This window comes from Zobellia sp. 1_MG-2023 (assembly GCF_030549125.1).
Taxonomy (GTDB): domain Bacteria; phylum Bacteroidota; class Bacteroidia; order Flavobacteriales; family Flavobacteriaceae; genus Zobellia; species Zobellia russellii.
Genome location: NZ_JAUOSY010000001.1, coordinates 15,439 through 35,572, shown reverse-complemented (window position 1 = coordinate 35,572; position 20,134 = coordinate 15,439). Strand labels below are relative to the sequence as shown.

At 36.4% G+C, this 20,134-nt stretch carries 10 protein-coding genes; 8 read left to right on the top strand and 2 right to left on the bottom strand.

Annotated features, from left to right (window positions below):
• Window positions 1-291 precede the first annotated feature (291 nt).
• A complete protein-coding gene (locus Q4597_RS00095; RefSeq protein ID WP_303404299.1) occupies window positions 292-840 on the bottom strand; it encodes a hypothetical protein in 549 nt (182 codons plus the stop codon).
• A 401-nt stretch (window positions 841-1,241) separates the two neighbouring features.
• Here Q4597_RS00095 and Q4597_RS00090 point away from each other — a divergent pair, with 401 nt between their 5' ends.
• Window positions 1,242-1,514, top strand: a complete 273-nt coding sequence (locus Q4597_RS00090) for a hypothetical protein (RefSeq protein WP_303404298.1) — start codon at window positions 1,242-1,244, stop codon at window positions 1,512-1,514.
• A 144-nt stretch (window positions 1,515-1,658) separates the two neighbouring features.
• Here Q4597_RS00090 and Q4597_RS00085 read toward each other — a convergent pair whose 3' ends face one another.
• Complete coding sequence (locus Q4597_RS00085; RefSeq protein WP_303404297.1) at window positions 1,659-2,414, bottom strand: hypothetical protein; 756 nt, start codon at window positions 2,412-2,414, stop codon at window positions 1,659-1,661.
• An 823-nt stretch (window positions 2,415-3,237) separates the two neighbouring features.
• Between Q4597_RS00085 and Q4597_RS00080 the strand changes: the two genes are divergently transcribed.
• The 7 genes from Q4597_RS00080 (at window position 3,238) to Q4597_RS00050 (ending at window position 20,133) form a co-directional block, all read left to right on the top strand.
• Entirely contained in the window at window positions 3,238-7,380 is a 4,143-nt protein-coding gene (locus tag Q4597_RS00080) for a hybrid sensor histidine kinase/response regulator transcription factor (protein ID WP_303404296.1), read from the top strand.
• A gap of 411 nt (window positions 7,381-7,791) precedes the next feature.
• Complete coding sequence (locus Q4597_RS00075) at window positions 7,792-11,049, top strand: SusC/RagA family TonB-linked outer membrane protein (protein WP_303404295.1); 3,258 nt, start codon at window positions 7,792-7,794, stop codon at window positions 11,047-11,049.
• 20 nt (window positions 11,050-11,069) lie between these two features.
• Complete coding sequence (locus tag Q4597_RS00070; RefSeq protein WP_303404294.1) at window positions 11,070-12,641, top strand: SusD/RagB family nutrient-binding outer membrane lipoprotein; 1,572 nt, start codon at window positions 11,070-11,072, stop codon at window positions 12,639-12,641.
• A 154-nt stretch (window positions 12,642-12,795) separates the two neighbouring features.
• Window positions 12,796-15,039 (top strand): alpha-N-acetylglucosaminidase, encoded by a 2,244-nt coding sequence (locus Q4597_RS00065; RefSeq protein ID WP_303404293.1) that lies wholly within the window; start codon window positions 12,796-12,798, stop codon window positions 15,037-15,039.
• A gap of 3 nt (window positions 15,040-15,042) precedes the next feature.
• On the top strand, window positions 15,043-17,346 hold the full coding sequence (locus Q4597_RS00060) for a family 20 glycosylhydrolase (RefSeq protein WP_303404292.1): 2,304 nt from the start codon (window positions 15,043-15,045) through the stop codon (window positions 17,344-17,346).
• A gap of 1 nt (window position 17,347) precedes the next feature.
• Window positions 17,348-18,739 carry an arylsulfatase gene (locus Q4597_RS00055; RefSeq protein WP_303404291.1) on the top strand — a complete coding sequence of 464 codons (1,392 nt, stop codon included), beginning with the start codon at window positions 17,348-17,350 and terminating at the stop codon, window positions 18,737-18,739.
• A 26-nt stretch (window positions 18,740-18,765) separates the two neighbouring features.
• Window positions 18,766-20,133, top strand: a complete 1,368-nt coding sequence (locus Q4597_RS00050; RefSeq protein WP_303404290.1) for an MGH1-like glycoside hydrolase domain-containing protein — start codon at window positions 18,766-18,768, stop codon at window positions 20,131-20,133.
• Window position 20,134 lies beyond the last annotated feature (1 nt).

The following is a 20,134-nucleotide window of genomic DNA, read 5'->3' as shown; positions in this document are numbered from 1 at the left end:
CCTTGAAATTTTTTGCTCATTTCCAATTCTGGGCTCCATGGGGAGTGTCTGAAAATGGAACAGAAACAGCTGTAAAGTATTGAGAGAGTAGTTTGCTTTTGCTTGATTTAGAAATTTGGACATCAATATTTACTAAGCGCTTCTACCAAGCATCCAAAATTAGAGTTCCGTTTTGTTCGGACATAAAAAAAGCCCCGTAAATAGGTTTATATGAATCCGTTTTTTTGTCTTGTAAACGGCTTATGCAACGGTTATTAGTGTTGTGTGTAGGCTTTTTTTTCAATTATTTCATTATAGTATTTTAATTCCTAAAAATTGGTCGGCCAAAATCAATATTGAACTTACCACCATTACAATTAATGTCGTCCAAAGTTGGAATTTCCATTTTAAGTCATATTTTTTTGAGATTTTGTAAACCATTAAAAATAAAAGTCCACTTACAATTATTGGTAAGGTAAAAGTTCCAATTCCCAAAAACGAACTTATCCGACCTTCGTCATTTGGGTTTAGAAAATTCATGAGTCCAGCCAAAAATCTCATATAAAACGCTGTGAACAAAAACAGATAAAGATATTTATTCCAATTCCGAAATTCTAATAGAATAAAAACAATTAACCCTTGTAAAATCGTAACTATTGGTCCAGAAGCAGAAATAATGATTTTATCCAAATTAGATGGGTTTTCTCCATCCGCGGGCGAGACCCCATTTATTCTCATTATGGATTCGTATCCCAATAATTGACTTGTCGCCCAATGAACAAATTCGTGAATAATCCAAGTAAAGAACACGGCAAGTATTCCATAAAGAACATATTTGAGTGTAATTTTCTGGCCGGTCATTCAGTTTTGTTTTTTCAGCTTATGCACAATGTCTAGACTATGGCAAGTAGGGCAGGCAAGGAAACTTTTCGTTTCCGTCTGGTCTGCGAGCCAGAGCTTTTTGTTCTGTAATTATTTTTTTAATTGCCAAATCCAAAAGATTTGGCGGACTTAGTAAACAATCCCAAGCCATTAAATTTAACACTTTATGCCCTATTTGCTATAGGTATTGTGTGTGCCCAGTATGGGCATCTTTACCTTATAGCAATATAAGGATTTATTTAGAGGGTGTAAGTCCCTTATGCGCTGGAGTAACTTCTGGAAGCATTAGTAAGTCGCAAGGGTGGTAACTGCGAAGTTACATCTGAAGAAAGCGAGACTGCAAAACTCGGTACCGACGAACAGGAACCGTATACAGAGGCATGTTCATCTGGGTAAGCAAGCACATCATTGTAACGCCCCAAGAGAACCAAAAGGATGATTATGTAGATACGGCGGTTATTGAGCGAAAGAAGATGTTCTTACCTGGGGAGGTCTCCAAAGCTACGTGTAGCTACATGGAGAAGTCAGCAGAGGTCATAGTACTTACGGGCAATGAGCTAGGGCATTACCCTAGAGATCTCACAGGTAAGGAAGGACCGAACGTAATTCTCTTCGAAATTCGCATAGGAGCACAGGTTGTAGCCTATGCCTAAATTAGAAGATAGTGCCAAGGGTGGAAAGAGCCTTGGTTTGATGATTTACGAACCGCCGTATACGAGACCCGTACGTACGGTGGTGTGAGAGGCGCACTCTCCTTTAATTAGGAGAGCCGTCTACTCGATTGTAGTGCGTTTTTTTCAATTCCATAATCTCAACATAAACGGTTTAAGAATTTCAATTTTACCCTGAACCTTATCCAATGGTATTTTCGCTGGGTTATTAAATACAACCTTTTTATCTATTTCGCTATTTCTAAAGGACATTACTTTTGCCGAGATAACGTTTCCAAAACACGTCACAACACTTACTTTAGTTTCAGGACAATAATGTCCAGCTGTACTCGCATATTGAAGTCCATCTTTTTTTACTTTTTCTTTCACTTCTTCTGAAGAAAGTCTTACTTCAAATGTGTAATCAGGTGCTTGAGCAAACCGAACATTGTATGATTCCGTGTTTTCAAAATAATACCAACAATTTACTTCATCAGTACTCGGCTTATATGCGTAAGAACATATTCCGATAATTATTAAAGCAGGAATTATTAGAAGTCTTGTGTTCAGGTTTTTAATCCATTTTTCCATTGGTCGGCTTGAAATAATAAATCCAATTCCCAGAACAAGTGGAATAATTCCGATTATCATTCTTTCATAGTTGCCCGAATCAAAGAATATGACAAATCCAATTGTTTCAGCACTAAATAATATCCAGAGACTAGCCGAAATAAAGAAAATCAGATTATGTTTCCTGTGTTTACTAATCCCTAAAATTATGGCTACAATTGTCAAAACGGTTAGAAAAGGAAAATGAAGTCCAACAGAAAATAACTTAGTCCACGCAATTAAAAGTCCCCAAATGACTAATAAAATTCCAAATATGTATTTCAGTATTTTCATTGGTGTTAAATGCACTACAACAATTGTATAAAGCAACTAGTTGCTATACATCTCTTTTAACTGTAATTTACTCAAATCTTGGATACTGCCAATGTATATAGGAAAATAAGAAATTATTATACGTATAATATACCTTTACAAACGCTTAGTAGGTGGTGTTTTTTGTTCGCATAGCGTATAAAAAAAAGAAATACGAGGCATAAAAAAAGGCCTCTGAAAAATCAGAAGCCTTTTTACTTAGTAACGGGACTGGACTCGAACCAGCGACCTTCGGGTTATGAGTTTGAAAAAATGCCCGAATTTTAGCACTATTTTAGATATATACTTTAAAACCGTTTACCGGACTGTTTACTGTATTAATATTAAATTTTCTTCAAGCCTAAAGTAAACAATCACGTCGTTTAAAACAATTGTTTCCTCCTCTAAAACTAGAAGGCGATTTTGATTCTACACATTTATAGGTTTATCATATCTAGTTTTATGTATTCCTAATAATTTTGTTGAGTTCAATGCCAATAAAATAGGATTCATTTTTTGTTAAAAATGGGAATAAGAGTGCCTCTAAATGAAAATTGTCAAATAGTTTTTCAAATTTCATCAAGTAGATAGTTTCTGCAGACAGTTTTTGCTACATTAAACTTAAAGCGTAATTTCAACACCATAATCTTCTGGTAGATTTTCTTCATTTGAATTATAGCGCTTTGGTGTTTTTATAAAGGAATTGAAAAATGTTGTTGGCAAATTAATGGTCAGGTTTATTCTATATACAAAGTACTCGCACAAGATAAAAACAGGTTTAACTACGTTTTTTTTATTCTTCACTTTGTTTACATATGGTCAAAATCCTGCTTATGAAGTAGGAACTTTAAATGATCAAAACGGCATTACGGATAATGTGGTGTCATCCATTTGCAAGGACAGTTTAGGTTTTATTTGGATAGGTAAAATGGATGGCTTGTTTAGATATTCGGGATATGATGCAGAAGTCTATTCAGCATCATCTAGCGATAATAAAGGGCTAAGTAATCCATGGGTAACAGATATTATAAGATATGGTCACGAATTGGTAATTGGAACCAAAAGAGGCGTTAATTTTTTGAACACGAGGACAGGTGTATTTCAACAGCTCTTTCCATCAAATACAAATAAAGAGTTAAGTAATGATATTACGTCATTATTAAAACTCTCCAGCAATAGGTTGTTGATTGGAACCGGAGGCGGGTTATTATTCACAGAAAAGGACAGTTTATTTCAAGCTAGAGAAATTCCTTTATTCATAAAAGGGAGAAAAATAGAAAAAATAAGAGTGACCGATATAGTCAACTCTTCCCAAGGAGTTATTGTGAACACCGAATATGGGATTTTTTCGCTTTTGGAAAATGAAAACCGAGCGGTTAAGTTCGTCTTGTCTTATGAAAATCAAGAGCTTACTGATGTATATTCTGTATATGTAACCAAGAGTAAGCATATTCTTTTATCTACTAAAAGGGGTTTTTTCTTTATAGATATACAGGTACAATCAATTGACGGTAATCATGAAATTGTTGTAAGTCCTATTGCAGAATTATATAACAATTGGCCTCCAACGAAAAGGGTGAATGTGGTTTTGGAAGACTCTAGAGGAACTGTTTGGTTGGGGACAGAGGGCAATGGTGTGTTTTCATATGTTAAGCGAACTGCTCAATGGCAAAATTATAGGTTTGAGATTGGTCAAAAAAATGTTTTAAAAAACGATTTTATTAGAACTCTTTGTGAAGATGAATCCGGTATGATATTGGTTGGAAGCGATGCTGGGGTAAACACGTTAGTTGCAGAAAGCAACAGATTCCAATTGATTGAAAACTTAACTTGTTCCACCAAAAAAGAAGATGTATCCAATGTTCATTCTATACTTAAAGATAAAAATGGTAGACTTTGGATAGGGACAAGAGGGAATGGACTTTTTGTAAATGAAAATGAGTTTTCCATAAATGTTCATCCGGATGAAAATGGCCGGATGGGACAAATTCGATCCATAATTGAGGATACCAATGACAATATTTGGGTAGGAACGCAAGAAGGGGTTTATATTTTAGATGGAGACAATATGAAAACCTCAGATATTGAGGCATATTTCAATGAAGTGAAACCTTCTCTACTTCATGAAGAAGAAGTATATCATATTTTGGAGGATAAAGTTGGTAATGTATGGATTAGTACTTCAAGCGGTCTTTATATATATACTGGCGAGCAAAATCTAAGAAAAATAACTAATACCAACATTGAGACTATCTTAGATAAGAGAATAGTATACTCAATGTTGTTGGACAGTAATGAAAGGATATGGATGGGAACATTAAATGGGACCGTTGCTTTTTTGGACTTAAATGATTACGATAATCCATACTTGTTTTCCGAGTATATAGGTAAATCTTTAAATTTTCAAAGGATAACAGTAGCGTCAGATTACAAAGAATATTTTGAAAATTATGGGGTCTATTCTCTTACCGAAATTGTTGATGGTACCATTCTCGCCGGCACTAACTTTGGAGTTTGTAAAATTGATTTAGAAAAAAAGCAAATAGCCCCTCTTTTTTCTGCAAATAGAATCAATGCCCCATCTAACCTTGCCAATAGCTACGTTTATGGTTTGCTTTATAATAGAACTCAAGACCATTTATGGGCAAGTACTAATAATGGTTTGTTCTCATACGATTTTAATACTGGAGGAATTGAGAACTTTGGAATTAAAGATGGTTTACAATCATTAGAATTTAATGGTAATGCTATTCATAAAGATAGCGAAGGGAAACTCTATTTTGGAGGCGCCAATGGTTTAAATATTTACGACCCTTCTTCAAATTTTGAAAAAAGTAGTTTTAAGCCTAACATAGTTTTAACAAAAATATATGTAAACGGAAAATTGTTGGATAACAATGTGGCCAATGACGTTTTAGATAAAGAAGTTACCTATACTAGGTCACTAACGTTATCTTCAAAACAGAACACAGTAGGCTTTGAGTTTGCGTCTTTACATTTATTACATCCATTAAGTAATCATTATAAATGCAAGTTGGTAGGGATTGATGATAATTGGATTGAACTCAAAAACAAGCGTTCAATCAATTATGGTAATTTGCCCAAAGGAATTTATAGCTTTCAACTTATGGCCACTAACAATGATGGGGTTTGGAACAAAGTTCCACTTACTATAGACCTAGAGATACTCCCGGCATGGTATAATACATGGTATATGATGTTATTTTGGGTGCTGCTAACTTTGACTATTATAGCTTCTTTCACTCGTATTTTGATAAAGAATCATAATAAGAACAACGCATTAAAAATTAAAGAAATAGAACAGGCAAATCTGCAAGATCTTTATGAATCTAAGCTAGTGTTTTTTACCAATTTATCACATGAACTTAGAACACCTTTGTCTTTGATAATAGATCCTATAAAAACCTTGATGTCACACAAGGAAATTTATAGTAAAAAACCCGAACTCTTTAATGTCTTGAACAACAATGTAGATCGGCTAAAAAGATTGATTGATCAAATAATGGACTTTAGAAAGTATGAATATGGAAAACTGGAACTTAAGGTAGTTCACGCGGATATAGTTCAGACAATCGAATCTATTACGGCGTCTTTTGCTTTTCATTCCGTTCAACAAAAGATAAGGTTCAAGGTAAAATTGCCATCCAGTAAATTGCCAATGTATTATGATCAGGATAAAATTGAAAAGATAGTTTACAATATTTTGTCTAATGCTTTTAAAGCAACTCCTGCAGGGGGAACGGTGAGAATTTCTTTAAGATGTTTTAATCCTCAGAAAACAAAAAAGTTGAATAGGTATAAGGTTATATGCGGAACTGATAAGTTGGAAGAATTGCAAAACCATATATACATAAAAGTAGTGGACAACGGTACAGGGATAAGGGAAAGTAACCTTGAGGAAATTTTTACTCGATTCTACCAGGATAATACTATAAATTCTGGAACAGGAATAGGGCTCTATATGGTAAAGCAGCTGACCGAATTACACTCAGGTACAATTTTAATTAAAAGTAGGCGGCATAAGGGAACTTCATTCATTATAGTTTTTCCTAAAAATGAGGATATTTACAGTACTTCTTTAGTTGGGAATCAACCTATATCTACTGAAGATAAGGAGTTAGAAAAGCCAAGTACATTAATTCTGAGGGACACAGAAAATACAATTGTTAACGATAAGAAACATAGCGTCGCAATTGTTGAGGATAATGACGAGTTGCGAATGTATCTAAAAGATATTTTAGAGCAACATTACAATGTATTTACGGCTACCAATGGTATTGAAGGTTTTGAGCTGATTAAAGATGAGATACCGGATTTAATTTTGAGCGATGTGGTTATGCCAGAAATGGGTGGGTTAGAACTTTGTAAACAAGTAAAGAACAATTTTGATACGAGTCATATTCCAATAATATTGCTCACCGCTAAAACTTTTGATTCTCAAAAAGTAAGCGGTTTACAATCTGGTGCGGATGTATATCTTACCAAACCGTTTAACCGGGATATTGTTCTGGCTACTATAGCAAACCTGATTAAAGGCAGGGAAAAGCTAAGATTGGTTTTTCAAAATGAAAAGATATTGGAGCCATCAAGAGTTACCGTTACCTCAGTAGATGAAACTCTTATGTTAAAGTTAAAACAGTATATAGAAGAGCATATTCAAGACCAGAATCTTACTTTAGAACGCATGGCAACTGAAATAGGGGTGAGTAGGGCTCAGCTTTTTAGAAAAATGAAAGCGCTCACCGGTTTAACACCTAATAATTTCATTAAATCTATACGGTTAAAATTTGCGGTACAGCTATTGGAAGAAAACAAATTGCAAATTTCCGAAGTGGCATTTCTTTGTGGGTTTAAAGAACCCAGTTATTTTTCTAGATGTTTCAAGGAAACCTATGGGTGCAGCCCTAAGGAATATTTACAATCCTAATAAAGAAGTAAAGATTACTATTGTCTCTTGTTCTTAAAGTTATTAGGTCACCTTTTTACTTAGGGTATTCTACTCTAATATCAAACTTAGTTTTGGTAATAGGCTTACAAACAGTTTATTATTTCTTTCTTCAAATCAATTTAGTTTTTATTCTCAATTCGGGTATATAGAAAAGGTTAGTCTACATCAATTCCTTCTTCTTTTTTTACAGTTTTAACGAAATGATTGTGTAAATATCTTGTAATAAGGCTGTTTGATACGATTTTATCAGTATTTGATACTTGTTTATCAGTGCAAAAGACTTCTTCATTTTAATTTCAGATCGTCTAAAAGCTCAATCAATAAATAAACATGGGTAACATTTATTAACGGGTTATAAATGACTAACAGATAACTTAAATAAGACCAAGTATGAAGAACAAACAAACCAAAAAACAATTTTTGCTGGCACTGATATTTTGCCAGTTGATTTTTGTGCAAAACATTTTTGCGCAGGAAGAAGCCTCAGATAAATTAGAGGTTACAGGTGTGGTAGTAGATGAGTTTGATATGCCCATGCCTTATGTAAATGTGTATGTTAAAAATACACAGTCTGGTACATTAACTGATTTGGATGGAAAGTATGCTATACAAGTTAAGCCTGGTCAGATTCTGGTATTTTCCTATGTAGGGTACAGCAACCTTGAAAAAACGGTGTCTAACAGCACGGAACTTTCGGTGTCTTTGGAACCCGATACAAGTGAGTTGTCCGAGGTTGTGGTAACGGCACTTGGCATTAAAAAGGAAAAAAAAGCTATTGGTTATGCAGTAGATGCAATATCGGCAGAGGAGATAAATTCTACAGGAGAACCAAATGTTCTTTTAAATCTTTCCGCTAAGGCACCAGGGGTTCAGGTCTCTGGTTCTTCTAATGGGGTAGATGGATCTCCCAGAGTTCTTATTAGGGGGGTAACCTCTCTTTCTTCGGATAACCAACCTTTATATGTTCTGGATGGATTACCGCTGTTGAGCAATAGGTCATTGTCAGAAAGTTTGTTTACATCTTCAACCGGGCAATCAGATTTGGGAAACCCATTATCAGATATTAATCCCAGTGATATTGAAAATATCAGTATTCTAAAAGGGGCAAGTGCTACTGCGTTGTATGGGGCAAGAGGAGCCAATGGGGTTATTATGATTACAACCAAAAAGGGCAAATCGGGTCAAAAGGGCTGGGGAGTGAACATAAGTTCTACAACTACCTTTCAGTCTGCATTAATTTTACCCGATCCTCAATTACGATATGGTCAGGGTAACAATGGCGAATATTCGTATGTTGACGGAAACGGTGCTGGAATTAATGAATCTGAAACTCGGTTATGGGGTCCGGAATACCTTGGTCAGCCTGTTTCTCAATGGGACCCACAAACAGGAGGGGCTGTTGTAAAGCCTTGGTTGCCATATGGCGCAAAAAATCTGGATAATTTCTTTGAGACGGGGCATACCTATCAGCAAAACCTTTCACTTACCCATGTAACTGAATCATCTAATGCAAGGCTTTCCTTGGGGCACCAAGATATAAAGGGCATCACTCCCAATACGGGACTTGAGCGTATTACCGGAAGTTTTAATTCAACCTTTAGATTGGGAGAGAAGCTTAGTCTGAATTTTGTAGCAACAGGGTCAACAATGAACAGTGATAACAGGACCAACTATGGTTTTGGGAGTGGGGGAATGTGGCAGGCTCTTTTTATTCCTACTAATATTGATATAAGAGATTTAAGGGACTATAAGGATGAATTTGGCAATAAAAAAAGTTTCTATCAAAATGGCCCTAACCCTTATTGGGACCTGTATGAAAATGTCAATCCTTTGACACGAACAAGATTCAGTTTTAACGTTGGGTTGGATTATGCAGTTACTGATTGGGCATCTATTCAGGCCAATGTATTTCAGGATACCAATACTACTGAATATGAAAGAATAGAAGCCAAACATCTTTTCAATAATGGTAGTTATCAAGAAGGACTTGACCTTAATAAAGAAGTAAACGCAGACCTAAGGTTAAACTTAAACCATGATGTACTAAAGAACCTGAATGTGAATGTCATGATGGGGGCCGCCACCAGAAATGAAAAGAGTAAAAGTAAATTCGCATCTACAGATGGGGGCTTATTAGTGCGAGAAATTTATAATTTGGGCAATTCGGCCAAACCTGCTACGGTTAATAATGCAAAATCTGAAAAGGAAGTCAATAGTGTTTTCAGTTCGGTAGAATTCAATTTTAATGATTATTGGTTTGCAACATTTACGGGGAGAAATGATTGGTCTTCTACTTTGCCAAAGGATAATTGGTCATTCTTTTACCCCTCAGCTTCAACCAGTTTTATTTTTACTGATGCCCTTAATATTAAGAATAAGATTCTTAGTTATGGTAAATTACGGGCAAGCTGGGCAAAAGTAGGTAATGATACGCAGCCTTATGCGTTAGATAGGTTTATTACTCGTAGTTCCAATGCCTTTAATGGACAACCTGTTGCAGGTATAGATAATGTAATACCTGCTACTACTTTAATTCCGGAGGAATCAACATCTTTTGAAGTGGGAGGAGAACTGTATTTGTTCGATTCTAGGGTGAAGCTAGATGTAGCTTACTATAATAATGAATCTAGCAATCAGCTTATTCGAGTAGAAAATGCATGGGAACGTGGGGCAAGATTCGCATTTATAAATGCAGGAACTATTACCAATAAGGGTATAGAGGTTAAATTGGATGTAACCCCAATTGAAACCAAAGATTTTAGGTGGGACTTGAACATGAACTGGTCAAGAAACAGGGGTAGTGTTTCAGGATTTCCCGAAGACTTGGTTGATTTTAAACATATAGCCGCTTGGTTCGGCCCAGAAATACGGGCTACAAATGGTAAGCCCTATGGACATATTGTTGGGTTTGAATATTTCAGGGACACCCAAGATGCTCTGGCCAATGTTCCCAACATGGCAGATGATTTCAATAACTTCGGATATAGTGCAGAGAACAATATTTATGGAACTGGTAAGGTGCTTACCCGAAATGGCTTTCCTATGCACAACCAGTGGAGAGGGACTAGAGACCTTGGTGTTTCGGCTCCTTTAGATTGGACAGGAGGTATCAGGAACAGTTTTAATTACAAGAACTTCAATCTTAATTTTCTTTTTGATTTCAGGTATGGAGGAAAGATTATTTCTACTACTTACCAGTATATGTCTTTGAACGGATTAAACCCGGATAGTGCTGGTGATAACATTAATGGTGTAGCCGTAAGAGAAAGTACAGATGATGGAGGAAGCTTTATTTTTGATGGAATAGATGTAGAAACCGGTCAGCCAAATACCACGGCAATTAGTACACAAGACCTTTATGCCAACTTTAATTATCCTACATCGGCTTTAATGAGAGATGCTACGAACATTAAGTTAAAAGAACTTTCTATCGGGTACCGGTTAGATAGTAAGATTACTAAAAAGTTAGGATTGGCCGATGTAAATATTTCCCTAATAGGTAGAAACCTTTGGTTGATCAAGAACAATTTAGACGGTATAGATTCTGAAACGGCCAATATGGGAAGCCTCAATAACGGCTCTGGTTTTGAAACGGGGTCTTTGCCCAACACAAAGAGTTTTGGAATGAATTTGTCCGTTAGTTTCTAATAGAATTAAAATATAGCGATATGAAATATATAAAGTATATAGTGATGGTCGGTCTTACAATGGTTTTACTGCAGGCCTGTACCGATGATTTCGAGGAAATAAATACAAACCCCAATGCACAAGTAGTAGGTAGTAACGAAAGTTTATTATTGGGAGCCCAGATTCTTGCTGCTCGAGAATTGTTAGACAATATTAATAGTAATAACAAAGGTGCGGCCAAATGGGTACAGTATTACACCAATACAACGGCCCCTACTGATTTTGTAGCTTCTAATCCAAGAGAGGATATTAATGATTTTTGGGTCTACCAAAATTTGGTTACCCAGACCATACCTCTAATCGAAAGGATTCTTGATAATACAGAAGAATCTCCGCAACCTAACTATAAGGCAGTGGCGTTGACCCTTAAGGCATGGATATATGGTAATATGACCGAACTTTGGGGCCCTATTCCCTTTTCAGATGCCCAATTCGGTGAAATATCGGAGGAAGAAAGGTATAACAAGCCTAAGTTTGATACACAAGAGGAAATTTTAAAATCGGTATTGGGTCTTTTAGAAGAAGCAAACCAGACCTTTGATTTGTCCGGTGAAGCTAGTGTAGCCCTAAACGGAGAAAGTGATGCTTATGCTGGCGGCGATTTACTAAAATGGAAGAAATTCGCTAATTCTTTACAAGTTCGAATTCTTTTAAGAATTTCGGATGTGGATAGCGGCTTTGCAAAACCCAAATTGGAGACCATTTTCGGGAATGCACAAAAATACCCTTTATTAGAAGGAAACGAGGATAATTTTGGTATGACATGGGAGGCAACTATTGGTTCTTATTCAGACCCTTTTGCTCAATATATCGAGAATAGCGCTAATTCACCTATAGCTGTTACCGGTTTTGTCAATACTCTTGGAAATCTTCAAGATCCAAGAATTAAGGTGTTTCTTGATCCGGCACCGGGTTATTCGGACAGTGAGACATACACTGGCGTTCCTCCCGCTTTTGATGAAGAGAACCCTAGTGGTTATACAAGGGTTGCATTGGATTCGGTAAGCCAATTATCCCAAACCTATACCACAGCTCAAGAGAGATTTATTATGACTTATTCTGAGTTGCTCTTCATTAAGGCAGAGGCAGCCAGTAAAGGTATTGAGACAGGGATTTCGGCAGCTCAGGCATATCAGGATGGTATTAAGGCGCATATGGAACAACTAGAAATTGATCCAGTTATGATTGACACTTATTTGACTTCGTCCGATGTGATTTTTAATCCATCCAATGCTTTGGAGCAAATTATTACCCAACGATATATAGCTCAGTTTGGTCAAAGTATAAACACCTTCTCAATGATTAGAAGAACAGGGTTTCCCAAATTGGACTTTTTTGACATAGGAATAAACAAAGAAAAGGGGTACCCTGTACGAATCGGATATCCACGTGAGACTATGCAAAACTTCAATCAGGCCAATTTTGAAGCTGCTATTCAGGGAGTGAATATAGTTGATAACGTATTTGGAGACCCATTGTGGTTTGCTAAGAATGCTCCTACGGTAAAAATGGAACCGACCATTCAAGACGGTCCTGTTCTATTCAGTTATTAGTGTTTTTGTTTAGTTAGTTGAGAAGGCTTGTTGCATGGGGTTCCCCAACTTATATTATGTTGCCTGTCAATGAGCCTTTTGTAATGATTTAATGTTTGTGGGTATCCAAATTGCCATTATTACAAAGCCTATAGCTTTAAAGTTTTTATAGTTTATGAGAAAATTCGTTAGTGCACTATTACTGTTAATTACTATTACTACTTATGGTCAAGTTGGAAATTCAGATGCGGAACACGCCGCATATGGTATTTTAAGTCGCATTTTGCCCAAGCATATCACATCTTTCGCTTTTAAGGAAATAACTGCATCTGAAAACAAAGATATTTTTGAAATAGAAAATGGAACAAGTGGCAAAATCATTATTTCTGGAAATAGTGCAGTGGCAATGGCATCTGGTCTTGACTGGTATTTAAAAAATTACTGTCATGCCCAAATTTCGTTAAACTACAACCAACTTAATTTACCGGAAAGGCTTCCAAGACTAACCTCTAAAATTATAAAAGAGACTCCCTTTGATTATCGCTATTTATTCAATTATTGCACTTATGGCTATACCATGCCATGGTGGAATTGGGATAAGTGGGAAGATATGATCGATTATATGGCTCTTAAGGGTGTAAATATGCCTTTGGCTATGATTGGGCAAGAAGCGGTTTGGCAAGAAGTTTTTAAAGACCTTGGAATGGGGCAAAGACAAATTGATGACTTTTTTGTAGGACCTGCTCACCTTCCATGGGGTTGGATGGGTAACATTGATGGTATGGGAGGGCCTTTACCTCAAAATTGGATCGAGCAACGAAAGCAGTTGCAGTTAAAAATATTGAAAAGAATGCGTTCCCTTGGGATGAAACCTGTACTTCAGGCATTTACGGGTCACGTTCCTCAGGCACTAAAAGAACTATATCCTGATGCCAATATTTTTCAAATTGAAGACTGGGCCGGTGTGGAGGGAACCTATTTCTTGGATCCAACAGATGAACTTTTTCAAAAAATAGGAACAGCATTTATAAAGAAACAGACTGAATTTTATGGAACAGACCATCTGTATGATGCAGATTGTTTTATAGAGGTAGATCCTCCTTCTAAAGATCCTGAATTCTTAAAACAAGTTAGCGAAAGTGTCTATAGCTCTATGGCCCAAGCTGATCCCAAAGCAACATGGGTTCTACAAGGTTGGTTCTTTTTTTTCAGACAACAATTCTGGACTAAAGAAAGAGGGGAGGCGTTTTTAAACGGAATTCCAAAAAACAAGGCCTTGGTACTAGATCTTTATGGAGAAAAAAATCCAACATGGAACAAAACCGATTCCTTTTTTGGGCAACCTTGGATATGGAATGTAATATGTAATGAAGATCAGAAAGTAAATATGAGCGGTGATCTTGAAGAGATGCAGAGACAGTTTCAAGTAGCTTTTACATCGGAAATAGATAACAATCTTAAGGGTATTGGAGTAATTCCAGAAGGTTTGGGCTATAACCCCATAGTACAGGATTTTATTTTTGAAAAGGCTTGGAACACTGAAAGGGTTAACGTAAAACAGTGGGTTGAGAATTATGCTGCAGTCCGTTACGGAACAAAAAATCAATCCATAAAAGAGGCCTGGAAACTTTTGGAAGAGTCGGTTTACGGAAGAACCAGAACTATGTGGTCTCCATTGATCACTACCCCAAGATTGATGATTTTTGAGGCAGGTAGTGAAGAAGATATTAGGCATGTACGAAAAGATTTTAAAATAACTGAAGAAGACCCATTTGCATGGGATTTTGATGTCTACAAATTGGCCAAGGCTGGTAATTTTCTGCTTGATGCAGCAGATGAACTACAGGCTGTTGAAACTTATAATTTTGATGTTACCAATGTATATAGAGAATTGCTATTTAGTCTAACGCATAAATATATCAATGATTTAAGTGTGTCCTATCAAGAAAAGGACCTGCAAAGGCTTAACAAAAGTGCTCTGCACTTGTTTAAGTTATTGGATGATCTCGAGGCCATTACCGGAACTAATGAAAACTTCTTACTAGGAACATGGTTGGAAGATGCCAAAAGTTGGGGTGCTACCTCTGAAGAGAAATCATACTATGAATGGAATGCGAGAACCATAATTACAATTTGGCAGCCTTATCCAGAGGGTGGACTAAGGGATTATGCGGGTAAACAGTGGAATGGTCTTTTTAGTGGGTACTATAAACCTAGATGGGAGCTATTTGTTAACTACTTAAAAAAATCCTTGACCATGGGTATGGATTTTGATTCTAAGGCCTTTGACGCAGAAGTAAGGAAGATGGATTATAAGTGGACTCGTTCTCATCAAATATACCCTACTGCCCCTATGGGTAAGACTATAGATGTAGCCCGTAGGTTACAAACAGAGTATGCTCACTTGTTCAAAAAATAAAACATGATACTGAAAAACACATTCTTTTTAAGTCTATTCTTTTTGCTCTTTGGGACTCTTTTTGGAGAAGCTCAAACGACAAATTCACATAATGAAATTTTGAATTTGGTTCCTAGCCCTAAAGAAGTTACCAAACCAAAGGGCTATTTTAAATTAAGCGGGCCAATTCTAGTTCATGCTGATCAATCTGAATTAAAACCACTAGCTGAAATATTAGTCAATTATGTAAATCATATTTCTGATTCAGACTTGAAACTGGGAACGGGCTCGGATAATAGTAGTAAGATATTTCTTCGCATTAACAAGAAACTAAATGAAAACACCCATACGATTAGGATAGGCCGGAAAATTGAAGTTGAAGGGCAAAATTATGAAGCGGTGGCCAATGCTATTGCTAGTTTAGTACAATTGGTTAGGGTTTCTAAGGGTGGAAGTGTAATACCAAGAGTTTCTATTACGGATAGTCCCAATTCTGACTTTAGGTCTGTAATGTTAGATCTCGCTAGGTTCTGGCATCCTATAGAAACTATTAAAGAGACCATAGATTTGCTTTGGCTTTATAAAATAAAGTATCTAAGTCTTCATTTAACGGATAACAAGCGGTTTACATTTCCTTTGGAAAAATTTTCAAAAGTAAATAAAACAAATTCGGATGGTAGTCGAGAGTTCTATATCAAAGAAGAACTGAAAGATCTAGTGGAATATGCAAAGGATAGGGGAGTAACAGTTATTCCTGAAATTGAGGTTCCTGGTCATTCCGGTATTTTGTGGAGTACTTATCCCGAAGTTTTTGGAAGCGTAGATGAGCAAACTAACGAGGCAAAACCGTTATATGTGGTTAATATGGCCAAAGAATCTACTTACACGGCTATGAACGAAATTATTAATGAAGTTGCTGAGGTGTTTTATACGAGTCCATATATACATGTTGGTGGTGATGAGGTGTATTTGGAAAACTTAAAAAAGGTCCCGGAATACGATGAGTATACCTTAAAACACAACTTAAAGGAAGCGGCCAATGGGGATGCAAACGAACTTTTTTGCCACTTTATAAACCGAATGAACCATATGGTAAAGGCAACGGGGAAAAAGACTATTATTTGGGAAGGTTTTCATGGTACGGGGTCCAAACATGTTACGGTGGATAAGGATATTATGATTATCGTTTGGAATACTACGTATAATCATCCTCAAAACTTATTGGACAACGGTTATAAAATTGTCAACTCTACATGGGTGCCATGGTATATGGTAGGGGCTATGAACTTTGCCCCAACGATTAGAAAAGCATATGATTGGAATCTGAAAAAATGGTCGCATTGGAATGATTCTATAGAAGATATTGAGGTGGATAGTGATGAAGGAATTATGGGAGGACAGATCTCTTTCTGGGAGCAAAATCACTTCAAGGTTATTCCTGTTTTAAGAAAGAGAGTACCAGTATTGGCCGCTCATCTTTGGAACGGGCATATAGATACGAATTACAATAACTTTTTAAAAACACTTGAAAATACAGATCAGTTGTACTCTAGTCTTTTTAATCCAGTAAAAACAAAAGTAAGTGGTCTGGCAAATGAAGAAGACCAACGATTTACCGAAAAAATCACAATAAAGTTTGAGTCAAAGGAGAAAGTGGATTTCAAATGGCACTATTCGGACTCTTGGAATCTGCCTAAAATGCGAGAAGCAAAGTCATATAAAGATTCCATTGAACTTAAAGAAAGTGGAGTTCTTACCGTGCAGGCCTTTACTAGTTCAGGAGCACCACTGGGGCATCCTCAGCAGGAGTACTTTCAAAAAATAGAGCCAGCCTATTCGTATGAAGTATTTAGTCCCATTCCCAAGGAAGGTTGGGAAAGTGTACCAGATTTTTCGGGATTGAATGTGGTTAGAGAGGGTGTCACAGGCTTTATGAGTAGTAATCGTCTAGATAAAATAAATGGAGAACTCTTTGCCAAAGTAGAAAGAGATGGGCATATAGATACTAGATTTTATGGACTTTACAATCCTTATGCGGTAAGACTTAAAGGACAAATATATATTCCAGAGAATGAGAATTACACCTTGCGACTTACCACAGATGATGGTCTTTGCAATATTTTCATAGATGACAACCTCGTAGCTAAAGGAAGTGAGTTAAGTAAGGTGGCTGAGGATTTTCAGATAAAGCTATCTAAAGGTAAACATACTGTGAAGATAGAATACTATTATAGAAAGATTCAGAATCAATTGAACGTAAAATATAAAACCGATAAAATGAAAGATTTTCTGCCTTTTGAAAAATTGGTTGCTCCTTTAAAAAATTAGTATGAAAAATATAATTCTTGTATACATAGTGATTATGGCTTGTCTTTGTTCAAGCAAAACTACGAGTTCTGTGTACGGGCAAGTAGAGGGGTCAAAGCCTAATATTATCTTCATTCTTGCAGATGATTTGGGATACGGAGATCTAGGATGTTACGGTCAAGAAACGATGGTAACACCAAATATTGATCGTATGGCTTCTCAAGGATTACGTTTTACCCAACACTATGCAGGTGCTACGGTATGTGCACCATCTAGAAATAGTCTCATGACTGGTCAGCATATGGGTAATACAACAATAAAATCTATGGAAAAGCCTATAAAAGATGATGATCTTACCGTAGCCGAGGTACTTAAGAATGCAGGTTATCGAACAGGAGTAGTAGGGAAATGGGGTTTGGGCAATGTAGGTACAACTGGTTATGCTAATGCACAAGGATTTGACTACTCTTTTGGATACTATGATCAGATTAGGGCACATAACTATTATCCGGACTATCTTATGGAGAATGGCCAAAAGTTCCCTTTACAAAATAAGGTGATTTATGTTTCAGATAGTACCAATTACGCTGTAGGTATTGGTAATGCCGCTGTAGAAAAGAAAGAGTATTCTAATGATTTATTTACTCAAAAGGCTTTGGATTTTATAAAAAAGGATGCGGATACCCCCTTTTTTCTATACCTCGCTTACACCATACCCCATGCGAACAATGAAAGTTTTTTAATTGATGAGCACGGTATGGAAGTACCGGATTTTGGAATTTACGATAAAGAACCATGGCCTTCAGAAAAAAAAGCTGGAGCAGCAATGATAACCAGGTTGGATACTTATGTGGGACAAATATTGAAATTCTTGAAGAAAAATAATCTTGAAGAAAATACACTTGTCGTTTTCACTTCCGATAATGGACCGCACCAAGAGGGCGGTTGGCGATTGAATTTTTTTGACAGTAATGGGCAACTAAGGGGGATGAAAAGAGATTTATACGAAGGTGGCATTAGAGTGCCGTTTATAGCAAGGTGGCCAGGAAAGATCAAGGCGGGAGAAACGGGGCAGGTAACAACTTTTTGGGATTTTTTGCCAACTGCATGTGAATTGTCAGGGCAGGAGATACCCATGTCAACGGATGGAATATCATATTTGCCTACTTTGTTGGGTGATGTTGACCAACAAAAACAACATCCTTTTTTGTATTGGGAGTTTAAGACAAGTATTTCAAGACATGCAGTTCGTTCAGGAAGTTATAAACTGGTAACTATCCAAGATTCTAAGACTGATTCAACTAGTATTGAGTTGTATAATCTTGATAATGACGTATCGGAAACAAAAAATATAGCTGATGAAAATCCTGCAGTTGTGAAAAATTTAGAAGCTGTAATAAACAGGTTTCGATAGAATTTTAAAATAAAGTTGATATAAATATGAGTGTACGCTATAGAAAGACAGATTTGGTCAAACAAAGAATATATGCTTCCACATTGTTTGTAATGTTTTGTGTATTTGGAATACTATTAAACGGTTGTGGAGAAAAACCCGAAAAGCATATAGCGCAAAAAGAAACTATAGCATTATCTGCTTCTAACGAGCAAGAACTGAAGAATATCTATTCGCATTTAAATGAAAATTTCAAGCATTTAAGCAATAAGGTCATACAGCCAGCAGAAGGCTATTTAGAGTATCCATACCTGATACCGGCCGGATTCTATAAACAAATGTGGGATTGGGATGGGTTTTTTATGGGCAATTATTTTGTTAGTAAAGATAAACCTGAATATCTAAAGTTTTGGGCGTTGAATTTAATAAAGGGAATTGATGAAGAGGGCTATGTATCCGGCTGCGCAACAATAAACGGACCTCGCCCTATATTTGGGAAGTTTGCAATGAAACCTTTTTTGTCTCAAGGAGTCTACCTGGCCTCTAAAAAGTTGAATGACTTTGAATGGATAAAACCTCACTATAATCAGATTAAAAGGGTTTTGGAGTATAGAGAGAAAACACAGAGAGATAGTGTTACCGGTTTATTTTTCTGGGATATAGCCATGCAGAGTGGAGCGGACAATAACCCGGCGCTTAATTATTTCATAGAAGATAAACGTTCTTTTTTGGCTCCGGATGCAAGCACATGGCAATACAAAGAATATTTGGCTCAGTCTGCAATAGCAAAAAAGCTAGGGATTAAGGAAGACGCTATTTTGTATGAACAAAAAGCTGCAGAACTAAAGATGGCCATTAATAAAATCCTATGGTCAGAAGACGATTCAATTTTTTATACGGTAGATAGAGAAACAGGTGATTTCTATAAAAGGGTTACGTTTTCCTCTTTTTTACCATTGGTGACCAACATTGTTTCAAAACCCAACGCGAGCAAAATGATAGAGACTTATTTGTTAAATGAGAATCATATGAAGGCGAAGTATGGCTTTAGAACTCTTTCTGCACAAGACCCTGATTATAACAACAAGAATATTATTGTACCCTTTTCAAACTGGCAAGGACCTGTATGGCCTATAGCCAATTATATCTATTCAATAGGATTAAAAAATTATGGATATGACCATGAGGTGGCTTGGTTGGCACAAACGGTGGGCAATTTGTTATTGACCGATATTAAAAAGTACAAAACTACCCATGAGAACTATAATGCGGATACTGGCCAACCATTAGCTCCAAGTGATGACCATGTTGGTGAAGACGGAAATATTGTGGGTTTTATTAGTTGGAATTTATGTATTGAAAATGTACTTGATGGGGTGGTAAACAATAATTGGATGTTACTGGAAATAAAATAAT